Annotated in this window: 22 protein-coding genes and 5 pseudogenes; 1 reads left to right on the top strand and 26 read right to left on the bottom strand. The window is 62.3% G+C overall.

The window, feature by feature from the left end; all coding sequences use genetic code 11:
* From flgK to ASD63_RS35885, 14 genes and pseudogenes are all read right to left on the bottom strand, one after another.
* Complete coding sequence (gene flgK, locus ASD63_RS16325) at nt 1-1,458, bottom strand: flagellar hook-associated protein FlgK (RefSeq protein ID WP_034800740.1); 1,458 nt, start codon at nt 1,456-1,458, stop codon at nt 1-3.
* A 23-nt stretch (nt 1,459-1,481) separates the two neighbouring features.
* Entirely contained in the window at nt 1,482-2,693 is a 1,212-nt protein-coding gene (locus ASD63_RS16320) for a flagellar hook protein FlgE (RefSeq protein ID WP_034800738.1), read from the bottom strand.
* Between the two features lie 91 nt (nt 2,694-2,784).
* A complete protein-coding gene (locus tag ASD63_RS16315) occupies nt 2,785-3,456 on the bottom strand; it encodes a response regulator transcription factor (RefSeq protein ID WP_034800735.1) in 672 nt (223 codons plus the stop codon).
* Nucleotides 3,457-3,725: 269 nt separating this feature from the next.
* Entirely contained in the window at nt 3,726-4,283 is a 558-nt protein-coding gene (locus ASD63_RS16310; protein ID WP_034800733.1) for a lytic transglycosylase domain-containing protein, read from the bottom strand.
* Complete coding sequence (locus ASD63_RS16305; protein ID WP_034800731.1) at nt 4,234-5,649, bottom strand: flagellar hook-length control protein FliK; 1,416 nt, start codon at nt 5,647-5,649, stop codon at nt 4,234-4,236. The genes ASD63_RS16310 and ASD63_RS16305 overlap by 50 nt, the downstream gene beginning before the upstream one ends.
* Nucleotides 5,646-6,947, bottom strand: coding sequence for a chemotaxis protein MotC (gene motC / locus ASD63_RS16300; protein ID WP_034800729.1), 1,302 nt, complete (start codon nt 6,945-6,947; stop codon nt 5,646-5,648). The genes ASD63_RS16305 and motC overlap by 4 nt, the downstream gene beginning before the upstream one ends.
* Before the next feature lie 5 nt (nt 6,948-6,952).
* Nucleotides 6,953-8,224: a MotB family protein gene (locus tag ASD63_RS16295; RefSeq protein ID WP_034800725.1), complete on the bottom strand. Its 1,272-nt coding sequence runs from the start codon at nt 8,222-8,224 to the stop codon at nt 6,953-6,955.
* Nucleotides 8,221-8,874, bottom strand: coding sequence for a hypothetical protein (locus tag ASD63_RS16290; RefSeq protein ID WP_034801362.1), 654 nt, complete (start codon nt 8,872-8,874; stop codon nt 8,221-8,223). Before ASD63_RS16290 ends, ASD63_RS16295 begins: the two co-directional genes overlap by 4 nt.
* A gap of 451 nt (nt 8,875-9,325) precedes the next feature.
* Entirely contained in the window at nt 9,326-10,300 is a 975-nt protein-coding gene (locus ASD63_RS16285) for a flagellin (protein WP_034800723.1), read from the bottom strand.
* A gap of 377 nt (nt 10,301-10,677) precedes the next feature.
* Nucleotides 10,678-10,923 (bottom strand): annotated as a pseudogene (locus ASD63_RS34235) (flagellin); the annotation flags it as partial.
* A 371-nt stretch (nt 10,924-11,294) separates the two neighbouring features.
* A pseudogene (locus ASD63_RS35480) lies at nt 11,295-11,687 on the bottom strand (flagellin); the annotation flags it as partial.
* Between the two features lies 1 nt (nt 11,688).
* Nucleotides 11,689-11,973: pseudogene (locus ASD63_RS36170) on the bottom strand (flagellin); the annotation flags it as partial.
* A gap of 289 nt (nt 11,974-12,262) precedes the next feature.
* A pseudogene (locus tag ASD63_RS35115) lies at nt 12,263-12,479 on the bottom strand (flagellin); the annotation flags it as partial.
* Between the two features lie 371 nt (nt 12,480-12,850).
* A pseudogene (locus ASD63_RS35885) lies at nt 12,851-13,353 on the bottom strand (flagellin); the annotation flags it as partial.
* A 369-nt stretch (nt 13,354-13,722) separates the two neighbouring features.
* Here ASD63_RS35885 and ASD63_RS16260 point away from each other — a divergent pair.
* The gene (locus ASD63_RS16260) at nt 13,723-15,636 is read left to right on the top strand and encodes a glycosyltransferase family 41 protein (RefSeq protein ID WP_034796892.1); all 1,914 of its coding nucleotides are present in this window, start codon (nt 13,723-13,725) and stop codon (nt 15,634-15,636) included.
* Between the two features lie 212 nt (nt 15,637-15,848).
* On the opposite strand, the gene fliP is transcribed toward ASD63_RS16260, so the two are convergent.
* The 12 genes from fliP to fliI form a co-directional block, all read right to left on the bottom strand.
* Nucleotides 15,849-16,586 (bottom strand): flagellar type III secretion system pore protein FliP, encoded by a 738-nt coding sequence (gene fliP / locus ASD63_RS16255; protein ID WP_034796894.1) that lies wholly within the window; start codon nt 16,584-16,586, stop codon nt 15,849-15,851.
* A gap of 8 nt (nt 16,587-16,594) precedes the next feature.
* Nucleotides 16,595-17,089 (bottom strand): flagellar basal body-associated FliL family protein, encoded by a 495-nt coding sequence (locus ASD63_RS16250; protein WP_034796896.1) that lies wholly within the window; start codon nt 17,087-17,089, stop codon nt 16,595-16,597.
* Nucleotides 17,090-17,107: 18 nt separating this feature from the next.
* Nucleotides 17,108-17,821: a flagellar basal body L-ring protein FlgH gene (flgH, locus tag ASD63_RS16245; protein ID WP_034796898.1), complete on the bottom strand. Its 714-nt coding sequence runs from the start codon at nt 17,819-17,821 to the stop codon at nt 17,108-17,110.
* Nucleotides 17,818-18,357 carry a MotE family protein gene (locus tag ASD63_RS16240; RefSeq protein ID WP_034796899.1) on the bottom strand — a complete coding sequence of 180 codons (540 nt, stop codon included), beginning with the start codon at nt 18,355-18,357 and terminating at the stop codon, nt 17,818-17,820. The genes flgH and ASD63_RS16240 overlap by 4 nt, the downstream gene beginning before the upstream one ends.
* Nucleotides 18,354-19,469, bottom strand: a complete 1,116-nt coding sequence (locus ASD63_RS16235; RefSeq protein ID WP_043613025.1) for a flagellar basal body P-ring protein FlgI — start codon at nt 19,467-19,469, stop codon at nt 18,354-18,356. Before ASD63_RS16235 ends, ASD63_RS16240 begins: the two co-directional genes overlap by 4 nt.
* A complete protein-coding gene (gene flgA, locus ASD63_RS16230; protein ID WP_051659364.1) occupies nt 19,466-19,975 on the bottom strand; it encodes a flagellar basal body P-ring formation chaperone FlgA in 510 nt (169 codons plus the stop codon). Before flgA ends, ASD63_RS16235 begins: the two co-directional genes overlap by 4 nt.
* 17 nt (nt 19,976-19,992) lie before the next feature.
* Nucleotides 19,993-20,781, bottom strand: coding sequence for a flagellar basal-body rod protein FlgG (gene flgG, locus ASD63_RS16225; protein ID WP_034796905.1), 789 nt, complete (start codon nt 20,779-20,781; stop codon nt 19,993-19,995).
* Between the two features lie 11 nt (nt 20,782-20,792).
* Nucleotides 20,793-21,134: a flagellar hook-basal body complex protein FliE gene (locus ASD63_RS16220; protein ID WP_034796908.1), complete on the bottom strand. Its 342-nt coding sequence runs from the start codon at nt 21,132-21,134 to the stop codon at nt 20,793-20,795.
* Nucleotides 21,134-21,553 carry a flagellar basal body rod protein FlgC gene (flgC, locus tag ASD63_RS16215; protein WP_034796910.1) on the bottom strand — a complete coding sequence of 140 codons (420 nt, stop codon included), beginning with the start codon at nt 21,551-21,553 and terminating at the stop codon, nt 21,134-21,136. The genes ASD63_RS16220 and flgC overlap by 1 nt, the downstream gene beginning before the upstream one ends.
* A gap of 5 nt (nt 21,554-21,558) precedes the next feature.
* On the bottom strand, nt 21,559-21,939 hold the full coding sequence (flgB, locus tag ASD63_RS16210) for a flagellar basal body rod protein FlgB (RefSeq protein WP_034797574.1): 381 nt from the start codon (nt 21,937-21,939) through the stop codon (nt 21,559-21,561).
* Nucleotides 21,940-22,118: 179 nt separating this feature from the next.
* Complete coding sequence (locus ASD63_RS16205; RefSeq protein ID WP_034796913.1) at nt 22,119-22,673, bottom strand: hypothetical protein; 555 nt, start codon at nt 22,671-22,673, stop codon at nt 22,119-22,121.
* Nucleotides 22,673-24,064: a flagellar protein export ATPase FliI gene (fliI, locus tag ASD63_RS16200; protein WP_034797576.1), complete on the bottom strand. Its 1,392-nt coding sequence runs from the start codon at nt 24,062-24,064 to the stop codon at nt 22,673-22,675. The genes ASD63_RS16205 and fliI overlap by 1 nt, the downstream gene beginning before the upstream one ends.
* Nucleotides 24,065-24,070 lie beyond the last annotated feature (6 nt).

Raw genomic sequence — 24,070 nt, 5'->3', positions numbered from 1 at the left:
TTACCTCACAGCTTCCATCAAGGCCGCCATCATGGCGTCCACGGTACTCACCAGCTTGGCCGATGCTTTGTAGGATTGTTCGAGATCGAGCAGCAGCGACAGTTCCTCGTCAATGCTGACCCCGGTCTGCTTGCTGAGCGCTTCCTGGGTGCGCGACAGCATAGCGCGCTTGTTGTCGTCGGCGGTCGATGCCGTCTTTCGGGTCTGCTCCAGCCAGCCGACCGACCCGGTCGCGAAGTTCAGCAGGCTGCTGGTTCCGTCGAGACCGGTCGACGGGTCGAACGTCATGTTCTCGCCCATCTTGTTGATGAAGCCGTCGAGAAGGCCCGTGTAGCCGGGGCTCGGATTTGCCGCACCGCCAGGGTTCGACACAACGCCGTTGAAGCCGCCGTCACGCAAAAGAAGCGGGTTGGCCTTGGCCAGAGCGTTGACAGTGATCTTCGATGCCAGTCCGGGAACGACGGTGCCGGCAGCCGGCACACCCGCGCTTCCCCAGGTAAAGAGGCCCGGCTGGTAGGGAACCGGCGGCACCCCGCTGGGGTTGCCTTCCTTGAAAAGCTCGACGAGACCACGGGCGATCTCGTCCAGCTGCGACTGGAACTTCGGCCCAATGTCGTCGCGCAGCTGCACGAGGCTCGCAAGCTTGCCCTTGGCGGTCGTATCTGCGCCACTTCCGGGGGCGATCGGTACGCCGTCGACGAAGATCTTGTTGCCTGTGACGGTCGCATCATAGGTCGTTGTCGGCGCGAACGTCACCTGGCGCGGAATGTTCTCGAAAAGCACCGTGCCGTCGGTGGTGAAGATCACCGTATCGTTGTTGCCGCGCGTAACGGTGGAGATGCCGACGATCTCCGAAATCTGCTTCAGGATCTTGTCGCGCTGGTCAAGCGCATCGTTCGCATCGCCACCGGATGCAGTCGCCGACTTGACCTCGTTGTTCACCCGCTCGAAGTCCGCAAGCAGGCTGTTCAGCTTGTCGACCTCAAGGGCGATTTCCTTGTCGGCATCTTCGCGCATGTTCTGCACGGCGGCAGAGGTCTTGTTCAGGGAATCGGCAAGGTCCTGGGCGCTGGTGACCGCTGCCGCCGCAATCGTCTTGTTGCCCGGGGTCGAGGCCAGCGTCTGCAGGCTGTTGCGAAACTCCGACAGCAGCTTTGACGGCGCAGTCTCGTAGTTGTTACCGCCGAGAGCCGATTTCAGGAGTTCCAGGCCATCGCGAAGCCGCGCCTGGCCGGAGGCTTCGCCGATGCTGGCGATGCTCTGCTTGAGCAGCGCCTCGTTCTGTGCCCGGTAGATGGATACGACCTGCGCGCCGTTGCCGGTGCTGCCCAAGAGGGCAAGGCGACGCGAATAATCCGCATTGCCCGCATTCGCGATGTTCTTCGACACGATCGCGGTCTGTTGCGCCGTGTTGCTGAAGGCCTGCTGTGCGATGGATATTGCGGAGGACAGCGACATGACGCGGACCGTATCTCTTTCAATTACCGTTTCAGGTTGACAAGCACGTCAAGCAGGTCCGAGGCGGTCTGGAACACCTTGGAGTTTGCCGTGTAGTTGCGCTGCGCCTCGATCATCGAGGTCAGCTCGTTGGCGATGTCGACGTTGGAGTTTTCGAGTGCCTTGGACTGGATGTTGCCGAAAGCGCCAGAGCCGGCAAAACCGGTGACAATAACGCCTGAATCCGCCCCTTGCGAGTAGACGTTGCCGGACTGCGGCTGCAGCTTGTCCGGGCTCTGGACGGTCGCAAGGGCGATCCGGAACTTGGGGATGAGGTTGCCGTCGCCATACTTGACGTAAACGATGCCTTCCTTGTCGATCTCGAAGCCCGACATTTTGCTCGGCTTGCTGCCGTCGATGCCACCGCCGGTGCTGCTGAAGTCTCCACCGAGCTGTGTGGTCTTGGAGGTGTCGATCGTGATCGCACCAAGGTTGGCGCCGGTACCGGGCAGGTTGTTGATGGCCGTCGTCGTCAGCGTCGCGGGGACGGCGCCGATGCGCTTGCCGGCCGCGTCGAACGTCATGGTCTGGGTACCGACTGTAGTGCCCGATGTGCGATCGACGACGCTCAGGCCCCAGGCGTTCGGACCTGTCTTGGTGTAGGTGAAATCGAGGATGCGGGTGTTGCCCTGGCTGTCGTAAACAACCATCGAGGTCTTCGATTGATCGTTGACGGCCGCGCCCGACGGCAGGTTTGCTTCCATCGTACCCTTGGTCGAGCCAGCGGCGACCAGGCCCTCGTCCTTGAGCTGGACCGGTACCAGGCCGTCAAAACCGTTGACGACGACGGTCGGATCGACGCCGGCCTTGTACTCGTAGCCCATCAGCGTGAAGCCGGCGGTGTTGACGAGGTTGCCGTTCTTGTCCGGAACGAAGGAGCCGGCACGCGTCAGGAAGTTCTCACCGCCATTGCCCGAAACGATGAAGAAGCCGCCGCCGTTGATGGCAAGGTCGCTCGCCGACGTCGTATAGCTGGTGCCGCCTTGCTGGGAGATGCTGTAGCGCACCTGCGTTTCGACACCGCCGGAATTGTAGTTGCCGCCGCCCGAAGGCAGGATCATCGACGAGAACTCAGTGGAGGCGCGCTTGTAGCCGGTCGTGTTGGCGTTCGCGATGTTTTCGGCGACCGTGCCCAGACGGTTCGACTGGGCGTTCATACCGGACACACCCGTTCTCATGCTGCCATAGAGACTCATATCGGATCCTCATTTCCTTGTTACGGCGACACTAGGAAGCGGGCCTTGCGTGAACCTGTCTTGGTTCAGTGCCCGCCCATCGGCGTGGCGCTCAGTTCCAGTCGATGCAGTAGCCAAGGAAACGCTTCGAATCGATCGGGTCGAAACCGAGCTTCTTGCGCAGTTTCTTGCGCAGTTTGCTGATGTGGCTTTCGACGACGTTTTCCTCGACGTCCTCGTCGAAGATCCCGTAGATCGCGTTGAAGATCTGCGACTTGGAGACGCGACGGCCGCGGTTTGCGACCAAATACTCGAGAATGCGGCGCTCGCGGCGCGGCAGGGCGAAGACATCGCCGTTGATTTCCGGATCGCGGCCGTCGGCAAAAACGCGGATCGGACCAATGTCGGTAAAGTTGGCGATCGCCTTCAGGCGCCGGCGGATCGCAGCGACGCGGGCAAGGATTTCGCGGGGGTGGATAGGCTTGCGCACAACGTCGTCGACGCCGCAATCAAAGAGTGCAAGCGTGTTTTCGAGGGACGGCGTGTCGCTCATCGCGATGACCGGTGCCATCGAGCGATCGCGGATGGCCCGCGGCAGCGTGAAGGTGGTGTCGCCCTGCCCGATCAGGAAGGCTTCCACGGCATCGATATCCGAATCGGCAGCCGCGTTTACCCACTCTCCAAACTCCCTGGGATCGAAACCCGTCGAGGGAATACCTTCACGTCCGAAGAGGGACGTATACCCGTCCTTCACCAGCTCTCTTTCATCAACCACTACGATCATTCGCCCGCCTCCGAATCAGTATGGCTCCGCACTGATTGAGAGGTACGAATCGAGGGATTCATGAACAACTAGAGGAAGTTACTGGGTGGAATTAATAATTGATTAACCATGTTTCGCCGATTTGATCTATATCTAGTAGCACCCGCCTCAAGGCGGCACTAAAATAATGTGGAAAAGTTAACGGACTACGACAAATCGCTTGCGGTCACATTGTCCGCGCATTGTCGCCACAATGCGGCAAATGGGATGCTAATACAATTGATGGTTGCTTATTGGCAAAACTGCGTGGCGTTCGGCGTCCACTTGCCGTAGCCGGTCGCGACGAGATTCGCGATCACCCGGCAGACATATTTCTTCTGCGCCGGGTCGTTGTTCGGGCCTGCGTGATAGCGCGCAACGGCCATTGTCCAGGTCTCGTGCCTCGCATGGAGATTGGCCAGGAAGCGCGCGGCATATTCGACATTCTTGCGCGGGTCAAGCATCTCCTGCGGCGAGCTGAAATGCTCGCCATGGAAGTAATAGTTGATCTGCATGCAGCCGAGATCGATGAGCTTGGCACCCTGTGCCCGCGCGTTGCCGAACTGGGTCAGAACGTCCTGCTCGCTGCTACCGAAATAGGCCTTGCCTTCGATGTTCATCGCGTAGGGTTGAAGCGATCCCTTGCGGCCGGTTTCGGTCAGCCCGACCGAATAGAGGATCCCGGCCGGGATATCGTACTTCGCCGCTGCGCTGATGATCTCGCGCTCGCAGACGCCTGCGTCCGCGCTGGCAAAAGCGCTACATGTAGACGTGACCAGTACGAGAGCGCTCAGTGCCGGCAGCCGCATCGTCCGTCCCGCCATTGCCAACCCACCTTTCCGCCGCCGAAGACTGGCTGTCGTCCTGTCGCTGCTGTCGTCCCTGGCCGTTGCCATCGGCGCGTTCTCGGCCCTGCTGCCCGGCCTGGGCTTGGGCCTGCGCCTGCGACCCGCCGCCGGACGACGTGTCGCCGCCGGAGTTGAATACGATGTTCACCTGATCGACCGCAAAGCCCTGAGCGCGCAGCGCCTTGACCAAGTCGTTCTGGTCGTCGCGCAACTGCCGGAAGGCGTCGCCGTTCTCGACCTTCAGCTCGACCTGCAGTTCGTCATCCTTCAGGCGCAGCGTGGCCGTGACAAGGCCAAGCTCGATCGGGTGAAGCTGGATCTTCAGGGTGTTGAGCGTTTTGCCGGCCTGCGTCCACGCGCCCGGCTGACCGAGTGCAGCACTTGGCTGCAGGGAAGTGGTGGCCTCACCGGCGATGGCGTCTGCCACGGCGCTGGTGTTCGGGCTCATCGAGATGCCGAGATAACGCCGGGCCTCGAGCACGGTGACATTCTCGACCTTGGCGGAGCCTTGCGAGCGGGCAGCGTCGAACGCCGCATCACCGTCCTTCGAGAGACTCATGGAAACGGCCTGTCCCTTGCCGTCAGCCCGGGCGAAGCGGAAGAGCCGGTCGGGGTCGTTCTCGCCCGCCTGTGCCTCGGCTTTCGCGCCATGCTCGCTGCCACCGGCAACGGGCGCCGCGCCTTCAATCTGGCCATCCGCTGCCTGGCGCGCGGCCGCCGCCTGTCCCTGAGGCTGCGTCGCCTGGGCACCGCCCAGCAGCGTCAGCAGATCGTCCATCGCTGTAGCTGTCTGCTTGGCTTCAGCGCCCTCGCCGCCGGCGTTGACGTCGCCATCGACCGAGGCGCCATCTGCCGGCGCTTTGCCAATGCCTTTCGTCAAGGTGGCAATGCGCTTGGCGAGTTCTTCATCGACCTCCACTTGAGCCAGATCATCGGACACGGCAGCCGATTTGGCCGGATCGGTCTTGTCGACGGCACGTTTGCCGCCAACGCCGCGCTCGGCCGCCTGGAAATGGTCGCGCAGCGCGTGTTCGTCGAACTGGTCGTTGCGACCAAGGCTGATGCTGCGTGTCAGAGCCCTGCCCGCGGCCTTGGCAATATTGTCCTTGTCGATCAAGGCTCCCGCCTCCGCGTCGCTGCCGGCAGCGGCGTCGTTGCCGCCTTTGCCTGAACCCGGCTGGTCGTTGTTTCTTTGCCGCCCGGCATTGGCCACGGCATCTTCAAACGCGCCGGCCGATGCACCACCGGCCTGCTCCTTGCCGCCCGCTCGTCCGCTTCCCGTGCCGACAGGTGTCGGAGGCATGCGCAGGGTGTCCTCAGCCCTCATTTGTCTTCTCCCTTCAGGAGAGCGTCGATCTCTTCGATCTTCGATCGTCCTTTCGCCACGAAGCCATCGTGCTTCGGGTCCGCCACCTCGTCAGCGCCGGATGCGGCCACGGTCTCCGGCGCAACCGCCGGGGTCTGCCCGCTTCCAAAGGGGCTCATGCCGCTGCCAGTTTCCTCGCTTGCGGCCGACGCGTTCGCCTCAACCGGTCTATCGGGTTTAGACGCAAACGCTTGCGTGAGGCTTTCACCGACAGGTGGCCGGACGACGGCGTCCGCAACCGCCTTTGCAGCGTCGCGCAAGGCGCGGTCGCGCGGCGAAAGCTCCGCATCCGATATCGCCGCCAGGCTCGCCGTCGCGGCAAACACGTCATTGGAAGGCACCGAGGCCAATCCGGCATAGAAGCTGGCAAGCAGTTTCGGCTGCGGCGCGCCGTCTGCGCCGAGCGCCTCGGCGCGTTCAGACGCGAGCTTTGCGAGTTCTTGCTTGCCGGCGATCGCCGCGCGGCGGGCGACGCGAAGGAAGACTTCGCGCTGGCGCGGCGCGTCCATGAAACCCAGGATCTCCGAAATTCGCCCCTGCGCCCCGCCATCGAAATGGGCGACGGCGAGTTCGACGAAGACATCCGCGAACTGGCTGGCATAGGGGGAGGTCAGGTAGCGGCGGGCATAGGTCAGCGCATAGCGGAAGCCCTTGTCCGCGTCGCCCGCCTGCACCGCGAGGAAAACCGAGCGACGCAGGGCAGCCTCTTCGATGATCGTACCCGGGGCCGCGAGACGGGCCCAGTCGTAGTACTTCATCGCGCCCACAGGATCCTGCTGCGATGTCGCGTTGCCGAGGATGAGGTAGAGATAGGGGCCGATGCGGGCGCTGCGGTACTCAGGCGCGGCCTTGGACAGGCTCTCGACGATCAGGCCGCCCTTGCCATTCAGATATTGCGTCAGCGCCTCGGTGACGCGGGAATCGAAGTTCCCGGCCACATCGTGATCCGCAAGGTACTTCAGCGTCTCCGGATTGCCGCCGCTCATGGCATAGACCAGCGCCGCATCGACGTTGCGCGGATCACGGAAGACCGCCGCGTCGGCCGCACGCAGGCGCTTGTCGATGGCGCCCAGCATGAAGCGCTGCATTTCGATCGCCGAATGGTCGCCAAGGACGACCGAGTCCTGCACATATTGCAGCGACCGGATCATCTTGAAGGGTGCGAGCTCCTCGATATCGTTCGCCCTGGCACCTCCGGTTAAAACGGGGGTCGCCAGCACACAGCAGGCCATCAGAGCGGTTCGCAGGCGTCTCAGCATGGCGCTTAACCCGGAGCCGATTGCAAGAGGATCTCGATGCGGCGGTTACCCGGGGCGTAGGGATCGCCGGGGATCTGCAGCCGCCGGTCGGCGAAGCCGCTGATCTGGCTGACGCGATCTTCCTTCAGGCCACCGCGGACGAGCATGTAATAGGCGCTCTGGGCGCGGGCGGCGGAGAGGCGCCAGTTATCATAAGTGCCATCCTTGAAGGGACGGCCGTCGGTATGGCCGCGGATTGCAACCACACCCTGACGCTCAGCCAGCAGACGGCCGATCTTTTCCATCGCCAGTACCAGTTCCTTCTGCGGCACGGCCGAGCCGATGGCAAACATCTGCGCATCGGTCCGCTCGCTGATCGTCACCATCAGGCCACCTTCAGCGGGTGTCACGACAAGTCCCTCGGCCAGTTGACCCGCCTCGCCGGCAAGCTGCTTCTTCAACTCGGCCTGAAGTTCGGCCGCCTGCTCCTTGGCGTCGGCCTCGGCGACCTCGGTCTTCGGCTTTTCGCCAGCTGCGGCGTCCGCCGGGTCCTTGCCAGCTCCCGTATCGGTGTCCTTGCCGTCACCGGCCTGCTTGTCGGCCGCTTCATGCGGCTCCTGCGACGCGTCCGCCTCAGACTTCTTGACGGCCGGCGTCGCGCCTGCGGGCTCCGTCGACTTGTCGGCAAGGGCAGCAACGGTTTCGGCAGTGTTGCCGGCGTCCTTCACTTCGACCTGCTTGGTCCAGAAGTCCGGATCGAACGGGTCACGATAGGCTTCGCCGCCATCGGCGCCGGTGGCCGGGCCGGACTGGGCCGCACCGCCCTCGCCCTTGACGCTGATGTTGGCCTGCTGGCCGACCTCGCGCGCAATCTCGGAAAGAACGGAATAGGGGTTTTCGAAGAAGTCGGCGTCGGAGTACTTCGTCTCTTCGCCCGACGTCGCCGTCAGCTGATCGCCGGTTTTGGCCGAGCCACCGGACTTTTCCTGCTCGCCGTCAACCTTCGAACGTTGCTGCGTTTCTTCGCCCTGCGCATCCTTGGCCGGGTCCTTCAGGCCACGTTCGGCAGGCTTCTGGTCGGTCAATTGCACCGGGTTGAAATAGGAAGCGATCGCCGCCTTCGTCTCTTCGTTGGCGGCATTGATCAGCCACATCACGAGGAAGAAGGCCATCATCGCCGTCATGAAGTCGGCATAGGCGATCTTCCAGGAGCCGCCGTGGTGACCATCATGGCTGCCGCTGTGGCGCTTGACGATGATGATCTCGTGCTTGCCGTTGTGGTGGTTTTCGTCGCTCATGCGAGAACTTTCCGAACTGTATCGGCCCAAGCGGCCATGCGCGTCACGAGGATGGTGCCATCCATCTCGACGGCGAGATCGACATCGTCGGATTCGACGTGCCGCAAGGACGGCATGTCTTCTCCGAGCTGGCGCTTCAGCGCCTCGAAGAGAGACGCCGGGCCTTTGACGACGATGGTGCAGCCTTCGCCGGCCACAAGTCCCTGGCGCAGCATCTGCGCCATATCGGCAACGGCGCGCTGCATGAGGGCATCGCCCATGACGGGCGCGAGCACGCGGGCGGCCTGATCGCCGAGTGCGACGGCAAGCCCCTCGGTCATTTCGTCGATGCGCAGCGCGAGACGGATCGCGGTTTCCTCTTCGAAGCGCCGCGTCAGCGCCTCGAGTTCGGCCGCGTGCGCCGCCTGAAGTTCGGCTATCTGCTTTTCCTGTTCGAAGACGAGTTCGGCGGTCGCCTCGGCCCGCCCTTCGGCGAAGGCGCGCCGGCGTTCGGCGTCGATATCGATTTCCGGCATGGCTGGTCTCGCGCCGAGGCGCTCGCCATCGGCATAGTCGGTATCCAGATCGGGGAAATATTTCGGAGGCATCAACGACAGCTCGACTTTCGGTGCGCTGAAGTCCTTGAGATAACGGGAGAGCATTGCACTCATGGCCGGCCCCCTGCAGCGGACCTGCGGCAATGCGGCGATCCCCATCTGCTTGAGAGGTGGCGCTCCCTGGCGCGGACTTCCATTGCTCCTGGCACTGCTGACATGTCTCCCTCGGGCCCGACCGTCGGATACGGCAGACCCAGCATTCTTGACGTACATCAGCGTGATCCGGGGTCGGTTGTTCCCGGAGCGATCTGATGCAGGCGGCGGCGCAAAGGTCATTTTGGCCGGCAGTCATCCGACAGGACTGCGAGGGAAGGCTATTCGGTCAAACTTGTGCGAAAATGAATGTGTTGGACCGCGCCAGGGCAATTAGCGCGGTCCAACCGTTTCCACCGGGTGCCGTGACCGACGACGTGGCAGAACTCAAAGTGCCGTTACCCGCATGCGGGGTGATGGGCTCAGTTTGGCGGATCGGCGGCCGCTTCCGGCCGCTGTCCTCCGCTGCGCCTTACTGCTGGAACAGGCGCAGGATGTTTTCGGAATTGGTGTTGGCGATCGAGAGCGCCTGGATGCCCAGTTGCTGCTGCGTCTGCAGCGCCTTCAGCCGTGTCGATTCCTCGTTCATGTCGGCATCGACGAGACGACCGACGCCCTTGTCGATCGTATCCATCAGGTTGGCGATGAAGCCCTCCTGCAACTCGATGCGCTTGGTGATGGCGCCGAGCGTGGAGCCGGCGTCCGTCAGCTGGTTGAGGATACGTTCGACGACGCTGATCATATCGGCCATTTCGGCAGGCGTCGTCGATGCGGTCAGCTTGACTTCCGCCGTCGTACCGATCGGCGTCGTCGCCGGTGCGCCGATCAGGTGGTACAGGCGCGCGCCCGCCGTGCCGGGCGGAGAGGTGAGCTGGGAGGCGTCGTAGTTCCTGGTCAGGATGCCTCGGCTCGCGTTCTGCTTGTCGATCAGCATCGACTGCGAGGTGTCGAAGTCGAGCGTCGTGACCGACACATTGCCGTTGGCGTCACGGTTGAACGAGGCCACGACGGACTTCGTGCCGACCGGAGCTGTGGCGGCGTTGTAGAGCCAGTTTTCGCTGGAGAAGGATGCGGACTGGGCGGCCGAGATAAGCTGGTTCTTGAGCTCGGTGATTTCCTTGTCGATCTTCAGCTTGTCGACGCCCGGCTCACTCGCCGCGACGAGCTTGCTCTTGATCGCGCTGACGACCTCGATCGACGAATTCATCGCCGCATAGGCCGTGTCGATCTTGGCGGCGCCGAGGCCGAGGGCGTCCTGAACGGTGGAGAGCGCGGCATTGTCGGAGCGCATGGTGGTCGCGATCGACCAATAGGCGGCGTTGTCGGCAGCCGTCTGCACGCGGTAGCCCGAGGAGATGCGGTCCTGGACTTCCGCCATGTCGGAGTTGATCGAACGCAATGTCTGGAGAGCCGCCATGGCGGCGGTGTTGGTCATGATGCTTGTCATTGGTCACCTGTCCCGAATGAATTCCTAAGGACATTCCGGAGTGTTACCGGCAGCGATGGGACTGGCATCATGCGAATCGCCCCTGTTTTGCCCTGGAGGCGACCCTTCGCTCTTAACCAATATGTAACGATCTCATAGTTAACAAATGGTTAATGCCGTTAGGAAGTCGGTAACAAAGGTGAACAAAAATAAGGGAAGATGGACGAAGCGTTAAGATGCGTACCGTCACCCATGGAACGAATGCCGGCGGCATACGGTACGCCTGGCGGGCATGGAATACCGGAGCGCAAAACGAAAAAGCCGCACGATCCACGGGGGATGTGCGGCTTCTTTTCGAAGTGACGGGCGAGGATCGCCCGTCATGTTCGGTCGATCGATTAACGGAACAGCGACAGGATGTTCTGCGAGTTGGTGTTAGCGATCGTGAGTGCCTGGATGCCGAGCTGCTGCTGCGTCTGCAGAGCCTTCAGGCGGGTCGATTCCTCGTTCATGTCAGCGTCGACGAGACGGCCAACGCCCTTCTCGATCGAGTCCGAGAGGTTTTCGACGAAGCCCTTCTGCAGATCGATACGGCTGTTGAGCGCACCGAGGTCAGCGGCAGCGTCGGTCATCTGGGTCAGGATNGATCGAGTCCGAGAGGTTTTCGACGAAGCCCTTCTGCAGATCGATACGGCTGTTGAGCGCACCGAGGTCAGCGGCAGCGTCGGTCATCTGGGTCAGGATGGAGTCAACACCCGACAGAGCCTGCGACAGAGCGCCGCCCGTCATGTTGGTGATGTCGAGCGTCATGACGCTGAAGGTCAACGCTACGGTCGCGCCGGTCGTGTCGGTGTAGGAGATATTGCTGGAGAGCAGGCCCGTGCCGGTCGTGACGAACGCGCCGGAAGCGTTCATTTCGATCAGCGAGCTCTTGTTGGTGTCGTACTGCAGCGTCGTCAGGCTGACATTGCCCTTGGCGTCGCGGTTGAACGAACCAACGACCGACTTCGTGCCNATTGCTGGAGAGCAGGCCCGTGCCGGTCGTGACGAACGCGCCGGAAGCGTTCATTTCGATCAGCGAGCTCTTGTTGGTGTCGTACTGCAGCGTCGTCAGGCTGACATTGCCCTTGGCGTCGCGGTTGAACGAACCAACGACCGACTTCGTGCCGGCAGCGTTGTTCGGGTCGGTGAAGACCCAGTTTTCGCCGGAGAACGAGGCCGACTTGGCAATGCTCAGAAGCTGGTTCTGCAGCTCCTTGATTTCCTTCTGGATCTTGCTCTTGTCAACGCCCGGCTCGCTGGCGGTTACCAGCTTCTTCTTGATTTCGTCGACGACGTCCTTGGAGTTTTCCATGGCCGACGAAGCAACGTCGGTCTTGGCAGCGCCGAGGCCGAGGGCGTCCTGAACNCAGCTTCTTCTTGATTTCGTCGACGACGTCCTTGGAGTTTTCCATGGCCGACGAAGCAACGTCGGTCTTGGCAGCGCCGAGGCCGAGGGCGTCCTGAACGGCCGAGAGGGCCTTGTTGTCCGAACGCATGGTGGTCGCGATCGACCAGTAAGCGGCGTTGTCAGCCGCGGTGGCGACGCGCAGACCCGAGGAGATGCGCTCCTGGGTGGTTTCCATCGAGGAGTTGATCGAACGCAGGGTGGCGAGTGCGCCCATGGCGGAAGAGTTGGTCAGAATGCTCGTCATTGGCTGAGTGCCCCTTGTTGGCAAAGATGAAATGGAAAGGGACATTCCGGGATTACCGGGAAACGACGGTCAGCCTCATGCCTGCTGACGCTTTAATCTGTTCGGGTCAACCCGTCGTTTCGATGGTTACAACAAACACCATCGTGGTTAACGAACCCTAAAACCCAGAGAAACTTTTCGAAGTTTTATCAGTGCATTGGCGACAAAGAAAAACCGCGCCTCTTGCGAAGCGCGGTTTCGTATTTTGCATCGGGTGCGGACCGTGGCCCGCCCCCTTTCAACCCGTCGATTAACGGAACAGCGACAGGATGTTCTGCGAGTTCGAGTTGGCGATCGACAGTGCCTGGATGCCGAGCTGCTGCTGCGTCTGCAGAGCCTTCAGGCGGGTCGATTCCTCGTTCATGTCGGCGTCGACGAGACGGCCAACGCCCTTCTCGATCGAGTCCGAGAGGTTTTCGACGAAGCCCTTCTGCAGATCGATACGGCTGTTGAGCGCACCGAGGTCANGATCGAGTCCGAGAGGTTTTCGACGAAGCCCTTCTGCAGATCGATACGGCTGTTGAGCGCACCGAGGTCAGCGGCAGCGTCGGTCATCTGGGTCAGGACCGAGTCAACACCCGACAGAGCCTGCGACAGAGCGCCGTTCGTCATGCTGGTGATGTCGAGCGACAGAACGCTGAAGGTCAGCGATACGGTCGCACCGGTCGTGTCGGTGTAGGAGATGTTGCTGGAGAGCAGGCCCGTGCCGTTGGTGACGTTGGCACCCGAAGCGTTCACTTCGATCAGCGAGCTCTTGTTGGTGTCGTACTGCAGCGTCGTCAGGCTGACATTGCCCTTGGCGTCGCGGTTGAACGAACCAACGACCGACTTCGTGCCNGTGTCGTACTGCAGCGTCGTCAGGCTGACATTGCCCTTGGCGTCGCGGTTGAACGAACCAACGACCGACTTCGTGCCGGCAGCGTTGTTCGGGTCGGTGTAAACCCAGTTTTCGCCGGAGAACGAGGCCGACTTGGCAATGCTCACGAGCTGGTTCTGCAGCTCCTTGATTTCCTTCTGGATCTTGCTCTTGTCAACGCCCGGCTCGCTGGCGGTTACCAGCTTCTTCTTGATTTCGTCGACGACGTCCTTGGAGTTTTCCATGGCCGACGAAGCAACGTCGGTCTTGGCAGCGCCGAGGCCGAGGGCGTCCTGAACAGCCGAGAGGGCCTTGTTGTCCGAACGCATGGTGGTCGCGATCGACCAGTAAGCAGCGTTGTCAGCCGCGGTGCCGACGCGCAGACCCGACGAAATACGCTCCTGGGTGGTTTCCATCGAGGAGTTGATCGAACGCAGGGTGGCGAGTGCGCCCATGGCGGAAGAATTGGTGATGATGCTCGTCATTAGAGTGTCCCTTGATTACTTTAGACGATTTAGGGGACATACCGGACTTCCCGGTGATGGCGGATCGGCTTCATGCCACTCGGTTCCAACTATCTCGGAAGAAACCAAACCCGTCATGTGAAAGGGACTATCGCGTGCAAAGCTTGCGAATTGATTAAATGCCCAAGGCAGCTTGGGCCGAGATAACTTATACTTAACAAGACTTTAATGCTGCCACGGATGCTGAGATCACAGCCCCGCTGCCGCCAGCAAAGATGTGTCGGACGGTGGTTCGCTCCTGCCTGAGGCAAGCTCCCCCGGGTAAACTCGGCTTCGAACAAGGACTAGCAAGCCGGCGCCGGTCGCCGCGCCTCTTCGACGGAGCTCTTAGTGAACGCCCAAGCCATCTTTTCGACCGCCTCCCGGCAATACCAGAAGGGGCAGTACACGGACGCGCTCAACCAGCTGAATGTGCTGATGGAGATCAACCGCGACACCAAGACCTATGTGCTTCTGGCGAAGGTCCTCGTGAAACTCGGTTTCAAGGCTGAGGCGGCCCGTGCCTACCAGCTCGCCGGTGAAGCCGGCGGCTCGCGGGCGGAAGATTACCTCACCGACGCCATGAAACTCTACTTCGCGAACGGGCAGGAGGACGAGGCACTGAGCATCGGACTGCCGCTTCTGGAGAAGGCCAAGACAGATGCCGAGATCGCCTTCATCATCGCCTCGATCTTCCTCAAGCGCGGCGAAAAGGAAATCCTGGGGCTTTTCAAGGCGCCGCTGACCCTGAGCACCAACCGTCTGCACAATGCGCTTGCCTTCAAGCTGTTGACCGCCGAAATCAACGATCTGCAAGATCGTGACGCGCTCGCCAATCTCTTCCGCAACAACCCGAAGAACACCACGCTGCGGTCGGCCCATCTCGTCTATGCGCGTGAGGCCAACGACTATGCCGAGGTCGAGAAGCACGAACGCGACATCCAACGGGCACTGAAAGCCGGGCAGACCGAAATTCTTGCAGCTGAAGCGCCCTACTATCATGCGACCTGGTGTGGCGACGAAAGCTTCAACCGGGTTGCCGGCGCACAGCTCAACCCGTTCCCGAGCAGCCTGACGGAAGTACGCCGCGCCGCGCCGCACCGCTGGGGCGAGCGCATTCGCATCGGTTATGTTTCCGCCGACTTCTGGGACGACCATGCGACGATGAAGCTGCTGAAGGCGGTGTTGATGGCGCACGACAAGACGCGCTTCGACGTCACCCTCTTCTGCCATACCAAGAGCGCGCTTGCGGCGCGCGACCAGGACATACGCGCAAGATGGGGCAGGATCGTCGAGATCGGCGACCTCTCCGACGACGAGGCTGCGCATGTCATTCGCCAGGAAAATATCGACATTCTCGTCGACCTGAAGGGGCATACGCTCGAAAGCCGAGTCTCCATCTTCAACCGGGCTGCAGCGCCCGTGCAGGTGGGCTGGCTGGGCTTCCCTGGGACCACCGTCAACGTCGATCTCGACTACATCATCGGCGACCCTTGTGTGCTTCCGGACAGCAGCAAGGCGCATTATTATGAAAAATACTGCCGCCTGCCGGAGACCTACCAGCCCAACGATCCCTACGAGCGCGCCCGGCCCCGGGCGATGTCGCGCAAGGATGTCGGCCTTCCCGAGGATGCATTCGTATTTGCCTCCTTCAACGCAAATCGCAAGATTTCGCTTCAGACGGTCAATCTCTGGATCGACATCCTTCGCCAGACGCCCGGAAGCCTGCTGTGGGTGCTGTGCGACAGGGCGGATGCACGCACAAATCTGCTGGCCAAGTTCAAAAGCGCCGGCATCGATACCAAGCGCATCGTCATCTGCGGCAAGTTCGCCTACCAGAACCACGTCGACCGCGTTCCGCTCGCCGATCTCGGCCTCGACACCTATCCCTATAACGGCCACACGACCACATCCGAACAGCTCTGGGCAGGCCTGCCGGTGCTGTCCTTCAAGGGCACGAACTTCGCTTCACGCGTGAGCGAGAGCCTGCTGAACGCCATCGGCGTGCCGGAACTCGTGGCCACGGGGCCGGAGGACTACGTCAAGGAAGCTGTCGCGCTCTACAACAACCGTGACAAGATCGCCGACTATCGAAAGAGGCTGGACGAGAACCGGTTCCGGATGCCGCTATTCGATGCGGAGCGTTTCTGCCAGCACCTGGAAACGGGCTACGAAATGATGGCCGACCGCGCCAAGCGCGGACTGGCACCTGATCACATCGACGTTCCGGCATTGCCGCCGCGCATCGGGTCGTTCGAACGCTGAACGGCGATCATCCCTGAAAGACAAAAGGCAGCGCCGCGGCGCTGCCTTTTTTGTTGTCCCGTTTCGAGGATCGCAAAGCCCGATGGCGCGGATGATCCGGAGCGCCATGCGCCGAAGGCAAGCGCATCGCGGTTTTCGGGATGCGGCTCTTCTCTTTGAGCTTTTGATTTGTCGCCGTCGCTAGCGCGCCGCGCACTCTCCGTGCGACAGCTCTAACTGAAGGAGCGCACCAGACTGCCGACGAGGAGGTTCCAGCCGTCAATCAAGACGAAGAAGAGAATCTTGAACGGCAACGAGATCGCCGTCGGCGGCAGCATCATCATACCCATGGCCATGGTGATGGTAGCGACGATCAGATCGATCACCAGGAACGGCAGCATGATCAGGAAGCCGATTTCGAAGCCGCGGCGAATTTCCGAGATCATGAAGGCCGGCACGACCGCGCGCAGATCGACCTTGTCGTCGACGACGACCGTCTGGCCCTTTTCCTTGGCGATGTCGATGAAGAGCTGCAGGTCCTTGTCGCGCGTATTGGCGAGCATGAAGTCGCGGAAAGGCTCGGTGATCCGGGGGATCGCCTCCGCCTCTGTGATCTGGTTCTTCATCAGCGGGTCGATGCCGTCCCGCCAGGCGCGATCGAAGGTCGGCCCCATGACATAGAAGGTCATGAACAGCGCCAGCGAAACCATGATCATGTTGGATGGCGTGGTCGCCAGGCCCATGCCGGTGCGCAGGATCGCAAAGGCAATCACGAAGCGCGGAAAGCTGGTGACCATGATCAGGATGCCGGGGGCCACCGACAGCACGGTCAGAAGACCGAAGGTGCGGATGATCCACGAGGCGGCAGAGCCGTCGATAGGCGTATTCAGGATATCAGAGGGGAAGCTCTGGGCGCCGGCAATACCGGACATCGCCATCATGGCAACTATAAAGGCGACTAGCCGGACCATTTATCGAATCATTGGATGACGAAGGTTCTGAACATCACATTGGTTACGCGCCCATCGGAGCGCAGGTCAACCCGCTCCTGGATGTCATCCCGGAGATATTGAAAGCCGCGTGGTCCCTGGATTTGTTGCAGGGAAACGGTTTTCAGGTAGGCGGCGATATCCTGGTGGATCTGCTCGGCGAGTTTGGGGTCAGGCAGGCCGTCGAACTGCAGCGCCACTTCCAGGCGGATCCAGTTTTCAGAGGGATAGGCAAGGTTGGTGGTGATCGGGTCGAGCTGGACGACGCCGTTCGCTTCGGTCGCTACCTTCGGCAGGCCTTCTTCGCCGGTCGCATTGGCGGCCGGCTCCTTGGTCGCTTCCACCTGCTCCTTCGGAGGCGGTGGTGCGAGCAGGCCGCCCACCAGCCAGCCGCCGCCGCCGGCAAGCAGCGTCAGCACGGCGATGGCCGCGATGGTCAGCACCTTCGACGGCGGCTTCGGAGCGTTGGAATCGAGTTCTTCCATCTTGCCGTTCCCTGCCGATCAGATCGGCGAAAATAGATCCATGAACTGCTGGCCGTAGGGCGGCTGCTGCACTTCGGTCAGGCGACCACGGCCGCCATAGGAGATGCGCGCCTCGGCGATGCGGTCGTAGGAGATGACGTTGTCGGCATCGACGTCCCGCGGCCGGACGATACCGGCGACGTTCAGGATGCGCAGCTCGTGGTTGACCCGCACTTCTTGCGAACCGCTGATCAACAGGTTGCCGTTTTCGAGAACGCCGGTGACAACGGCGGCAACGAGCACCCGCAGCTTTTCCGAACGCTCCGTCGTGCCGTCACCTTCGGTCTTGGTATTCGAGCCGTATTTCAGGTCGCCGGACCAGCCGAAATCGCTCGTCTGAGACTTGCCGCTGGCGCCGACGTTGAAGCCACTCGAGTTCTTGCGGCTACGGTCCGTCTTGTTGTCGAAGGTTGCGCCTTCGTTGATCTTGATGTCGACCGTCAGGATATCGCCGACATTGATCGCGCGCGCGTCCTTGAAGAGCGCTGCCTGCTGGTCGTTCCACAACGAATAGCCATTCACCATCTGGCGCGGCTGCTTCGGATACATGGCGAGCTGCGGCGTCTGCGAATATTGCAGACCGCTGCCGATCGGGCTCATCGACGGCGCGCGGCCGATTTCGTTGAGCGCTTGGTTCTGACATCCCGCAAGGAGGGCGGCCCCGGTCAGTATAGCCGTTAGACGCGTTTTCATGATGGTTCCTTCGAGGTGTTCGGGTCGCTGGCGCTCGAGATGATGTTGGTAAGGATCGCCGCCTTCTCATCGCTCATTTCGCTCAGGATCAGCGATGACTGGCGCGGTGGCAGCTGCATGACGATGGCGGCGGCAATCTCGGGCCTCACCATCTCAAGCTTGCCGGCGGCTGCGTCCGGCTTCATCGTCTTGTAGATGCCGACGAGGTTGAGTTCCGCCTGTTTCAGGAAATCGTTGCGGCGGTTCAGCCAGTCTTCGTATTCCTCGCGGCGCTTTTCGAGCGTGGCGATGCGCTCGTCGATGCTTGCCTGCAGCGTTTCGAGATCCTTGCGCTGCAGCACATAACGCTGGTCGCGCGCGGCGTCGGCGATGTTGGTGCAGAACTGCTGGATCTCGTTCTGGGTCGCGTCGCTTGCGGGCGGCGCCGTGACGTCCTGGGCAAAGGCGCCCGGCATCGAAAGCATGGACGCGACAGCCGCCGCGGCGAGCAGCAGCCTGCGGGTCCGGCCGAGAGAATGATTGTCGTTTGCGATCATTGCAGCACGAGCTCCGCCTGGAGGGCACCGGCCGTCTTGATGCTCTGCAGGATGGCGATGATGCCGTCCGGCTTGACGCCGATGTTGTTGAGTCCGGCGACGAGCGAGCGAAGGCTCGAACCGTTGAGGATCGCCACCGTGCCGCCGTCGGACTGCGCGTTGATCGTCGTGTTCGGTTCCATCGCCGTCTGCCCGCGCGAGAAGGGCAGCGGCTGCACCACTGTCGGCGTCTCGCTGACTTCCACGGTCAATGTTCCGTAGCTGACCGCCACCTCGTTGACCCGGACATCCTGGCCGATGACGATCGTGCCGGTGCGTTCGTTGATGACGACGCGCGCAGGCACGTCGGTCTCGATGACGATGTTTTCGATGTCGGCCATCAGCCGCGCGAGGTCCGCCATCTTCGGCTTTTCGACGAGAACGGCCTGGCTGTCGCGCGCTTCCGCAATGCGGCCGCCATATTGCTGGGCCGCGTATTTGTTGATCGCTGCGGCCATGCCGACGGCGGTCGAGAAATCAGGATTGCGCAGCTGCAGCACGAGGTTGAAGCCGTCCTTGAACTTCGACGGCAGCTCACGCTCGATGATGGCGCCGTTCGGCACGCGACCGGACGTCGTGACACCCTGGTTGAGGGTTGCGGCGTCGCCCTGCGCGTTGAAGCCGGTGACGACGACGGAGCCTTGCGCGACCGCATAGATCTGGCCGTCTGCACCCGAAAGCGAGGTCATGACCAGCGTGCCGCCGCGCAGCGACGTGCTGTCGCCGAGCGAGCCGACGGTCACGTCGACGCGGCTGCCGGGGCTGGCGAAAGGCGGCAGGTTCGCCGTCACCAGTACGGCCGCGACGTTGCGCGTCCGGGACTCGCCGCCCTGGGTGGAGATGCCGAGATTTTGCAGCATCGCGCGGATCGACTGGTCGGTGAACGGCGACGAGCGCAGGCTGTCGCCCGTGCCCTGCAGGCCGACGACGAGGCCGTATCCGATAAGCTGGTTGTCACGGCCCGCCTGAAGCGAGGCGACGTCCTTGATCCTGGATGCGCCGAAGGCGGGCGTCAGCGCCATGGAGAACGCGACAGCCAGCGACAGGAACCATTTGCATGCAAGCATTTTCATTTCGCCACCACATGGACAGTGCCGTCGGCCATCACCGTTCCGGAAACGATGACGCCGGTATCGATGTTGCGCGCCCGGATCAGTTCGCCGACGGCGGCGTCCTGGAGCGGCGATCCGGCAGCGCTGATGGTCAGGCCGCCATTGCTAAAGACGAGGCGCACGGTCGAACCGCGCTCGACGGCATATTGCTCGCGAAGCGCGCTCGCCAAGATCACCCGGCCGGGAAGAAGCGTGCGCTTGGTGACCTTGCCGTCGATCTCGCCCAGGGTTCTGATGTAGCCGTCGGCGAGATCAGGGTTGGTGACGTCGACGACTTCGACGCGGCTCGCATCGACGGTTTCGCCCGGATAGATGGTCTGCGTGGGGATCACCGCCGTCAACCGTTCCGCATAACCTGCCGAAGGCAACAGGAAAGCGGCGGCGAAGAGCGCGCCAGCCACCAGCCGCCGCGCGCTGGCGCGGCCGGCCTTCGAAGCCTTGATGTCTGCGGATCGGCGAAACGTCATGTTTGCCCCCTCTTTCGTTACCTGAGGTTCTTGCTCACCGTGGCCGCCATTTCATCGGCGGCCTGAATGATCTTGGAGTTCATCTCGTAGGCGCGCTGCGCCGAGATCAGGTCGGTGATTTCCTTGACCGGATCGACGTTGGACGCTTCGAGATACTTCTGCTTGATCTGCGCGAAGCCCGGATCGGCAGGCGTGCCGACGATCGCGTCGCCGGAGGCCGGCGTCTGCTTGAAGAGGTTTTCGCCCTGCGGCTCGAGGCCCGCCTCGTTGACGAAGTTGGCGATCGTCAGCTGGCCGATTTCCTGCATGGCGGGGTCGTTGCCGATGCGCACCATCACCTGGCCGGAGCTCGTGAAGACGATGTCGGTCGCGTCCTGCGGAACGGTGATGCCCGGAACAACGGTGTAGCCGTCGATCGTCACGAGCTGGCCTTGCGCATTCTTGTTGAAGGCGCCGGCACGGGTATAGACTGTCTCGCCATCGGGCGTCTCGACCTGGAACCAGCCACGACCGATCAGCGCCAGGTCGTACTCGTTGCCGGTCGAAACCATGCTGCCCTGGATGTGAAGGTTACGTACGGCCGCCGTCTGCACGCCGAGACCGATGATCGCGCCTTCCGGAACGATCGCCTGGTTGGAGCGGTTCGGCACGCCCTGGGCGCGTTCGGTTTGATAAAGCAGATCGGAGAACTCGGCGCGCGCGCGCTTGTAACCCGTCGTGTTGATGTTCGCGATGTTGTTCGCGATGACTTCGAGGTTCAGCTGCTGGGCGTTCATGCCGGTGGCGGCAATGGAAAGGGCCTTCATGTCTCGTTCCTTCAGATCTGCATGCGCGCGATTTCGAGGTAGGCGGTGACCACCTTGTCGCGGATCGCGATCGCGGTCTGCAGCGACTGTTCGGCGCTCATCACCGCATCGACGACCTCACGGGTGTTTGCCTGGCCGCGAATGCCGTCGAGTGACATGCCTTCGGCCTTCTTCATGGCGCCGATGGCGTCGCTTGCCATGTCGCCGAGAACCGAAGCGAAGCTCTGCCCCTGCGGCACGCCCTGGGTGGCGGCCGGCATGCCGAAGATCGACGACGAGGATGACGTGGAGTGGGTGCCGTCGGTCTCTTTGGTGACCGAGAAGGCGCCGAGGGATTTAACTGCATCGATCATTATTGCGAGGCTCTCAACAGGTCGATTGTCTGGGAAATCAGGTCGCGGGACTGCTTGATGGTCTGGAGGTTCGCCTCATAGGCGCGGTTGGCTTCGCGCATATCGGCCATCTCCACCAGGATGTTGACGTTCGGCAGCTTGACCATGCCCTTTTCGTTGGCGGCCGGATTGCCCGGATCGAACTCGATGTTGAAATCCGAATCGTCCGTGCCCTGCCGCTCAATCTCGACCAGCGAGGCGCCGCTTGCGCGGTCCACTTCGGCTGCAAAGCTGATGGTCTTGCGGCGATAGGGATCCGCGCCCGGCGTATCGCCGGTGGAGCGGGCGTTGGCGATGTTTTCGGAGACGATGCGCAGGCGAGTCGATTCCGCCTGCAGGCCGGAGGCCGATACCTTGAGGGCCGAGGTCAATGGATCCATGGTTCTTACTTCCGTACCGCCATTAGCATCATTCGGTGAAAGGCCTTCACAAGGCCGGCGGAGAGCTCGTAGTCGCGCTTGATTTCGCCGGTCTTCATCATTTCCTGCTCGATCGCGACGCTGTTGCCGGATTGCTGGATCTGCACACCGTCGACCATGCCGACTTCAGCCACCTGAGAGGCTGCGAGGCCGTCCGTGAAGTGCATCTTGTTGGTCGCCGCCATCTGGATGCCGGCGTCCTGCAGCACGCTTTCGAACGGCTTGACGTCCTTGGCCTTGTAGTGCGGCGTGTTCGCATTGGCGATGTTGCCGGCCACCACGTTCTGGCGAACGGTCAGCCACTGGGCCTGCCGGGACGCGAGTTCGAAAAGCTGAATCGGTTGCATCAAAAGCTCCATGCTTGGTGATGCGAACCTAGGCCGGTAATCTTGCGTGGGACTTTCGTCGGAAAGCGATGCCCAAGGGATCGGGGCCTCTGCTGTCGGAGATCGCCTGCAAAAGACGGAAAGCCGCGTCATCCGTCAGAGATGGCGCGGCGGTCACGGGCAAGGAATGCGGGTCTACGTCAGTTGGCCTGGTACATTTCGCCGGACGAGGTGATCATGACCCAGTGGCCATCCCGCTGCTCGAGCGTGGCAAGACGCGTGTTGTCGGGCAGAACCGAGCCGATGCGCACGATATACATGCCGCTGGCATCCTCGATCAGCGCCCGGCCGTTGGCGACATGCATCAGCTTGAAGCCGGACTTGCCGGGAAAGGGCTGCGACAGTCCCTCTTCGGCAGCCGTACCTTCCGGTCCCGGACCAGCGCCGATGCCCGGCACGGTCGCCGTCGTCAACTGGTCGATGGCGGCCACGGTGTCGCCGTCCGCGTCGGGCATGGCGAGCGGAGAAACCGAGACGACGTTGCGCGCGGTGCGTTCCGGCAGATCACGGGTAGAGCCCTGCCACAAAGGCGGCATGGTGAACTTGTCCTGGTGGAAGAAGGCATACCAGGGAAAGAAGGTCGCGAAAGCGGCAAGCGCCACGCCGGTCGCGGCCAGGAACTTGTCGGTCATCGGCATGCGGCTGCGCTTGCGCTGATGTACCATCTCGTCCGCATCATAATCGGTCATGGTCATCACCTCGCTCTCGCACCCGGCTGATTGCCCATCGCCGCCGCCTTCAGCGCGTTGGCGAGATCGGAAAAGGCATCCTGTGCCGGGCGCTCACCGGCGGTCTGCGTCAGTACCTCGTAGATGACCGGCACCTGCTTGATCGCCATGTCGAGATCCGGATCGCCACCCGGGCGATAGCCGCCGATCAGGCGAAGGTCGCGGGTCTCTTCGAAGCGGTGGATCAGCGCCTTCAGGCGCGAGACCAGCTTCTCCTGGTCGGGGGTCCAGGCCTTGCGCGCCAGGCGCGAGATAGAGGCGAGCGGATTGATCGGCGGATACCGCCCCTCCTCCGCAAGACTGCGCTCGAGCACGATGTGCCCATCGAGGATACCGCGCGTCGAGTCGGCGACGGGATCGTTGTGGTTGTCGCCGTCGACGAGGATGGAGATGATCGCCGTGATCGTGCCGGCGCCTTCGGTGCCGGGGCCGGCGCGCTCCAGAAGGCGCGGCAGTTCGGTGAAGACCGAGGCCGGATAGCCGCGCGCGATCGGCGGCTCGCCGGACGCGGTTGCGACCTCGCGGATCGCGTGGGCGAAGCGGGTGACGCTGTCGACGATCAGAAGAACATTGTCGCCGTTGTCACGATAATGCTCGGCGATGGTGACGGCGGTCAGCGGCGCCATCTTGCGCAGCATCGGGCTTTCGTCGCTGGTCGCGACGACCGCGACGGACTTCGCCAGATTATCGCCCAGCGTATCCTCGATGAATTCGCGCACTTCACGGCCACGTTCGCCGACCAGCGCGATCACCACCTTGTCGAAGGCATCGGCGCGCGCCAGCATGGAGAGCAGCGTCGACTTACCGACGCCCGAACCGGCAAAGATGCCGAGACGCTGGCCAAGGCAGAGCGGCGAAAAAATGTCGATCGCGCGCACGCCGGTCAGGAAGCCCTTCTCGACTCGCTTGCGCGTCATCGACGGCGGCGCGGTGTTGGTGATCGAGCGGCGCACGTCGCCCTGCTGGAGAGGTCCGAGACCATCGATCGGCTCGCCGAGCGCATTGATCGCGCGGCCGCACCATTGGTCGGTCGGCGCGACACGGAAGGCGCCCTTGCGAATGACCGTGTCGTGGATGCCGATCGGATCGCCGGGCTCGATCGGGCAGACGACCACCCGCTCCGGCTCGACCCGAACGACCTCGCCGAGATGGGTTCCGGTGACGCTCTTGTGGGCGACGAAATCGCCGAGCCGGACATGCCGCGACAGGCCAGTCACCGTATAGTGGCCAGGCGAGATCGTCTGGACGTGACCGCCGGGCGCGATCGAGAATTCGGGTTTGGCATAGCGTTCGACCAGGCCGGCAAGTGCCGCCAGAGATGTCGATCCCGTGCTCGTTTTCTGGCCTTCGCTTTGCATGCCGAT

The sequence above is a fragment of the Ensifer sp. Root558 genome (genome assembly GCF_001427045.1).
Taxonomy (GTDB): domain Bacteria; phylum Pseudomonadota; class Alphaproteobacteria; order Rhizobiales; family Rhizobiaceae; genus Ensifer; species Ensifer adhaerens.
This window is presented reverse-complemented; position numbering and strand designations above follow the sequence as displayed.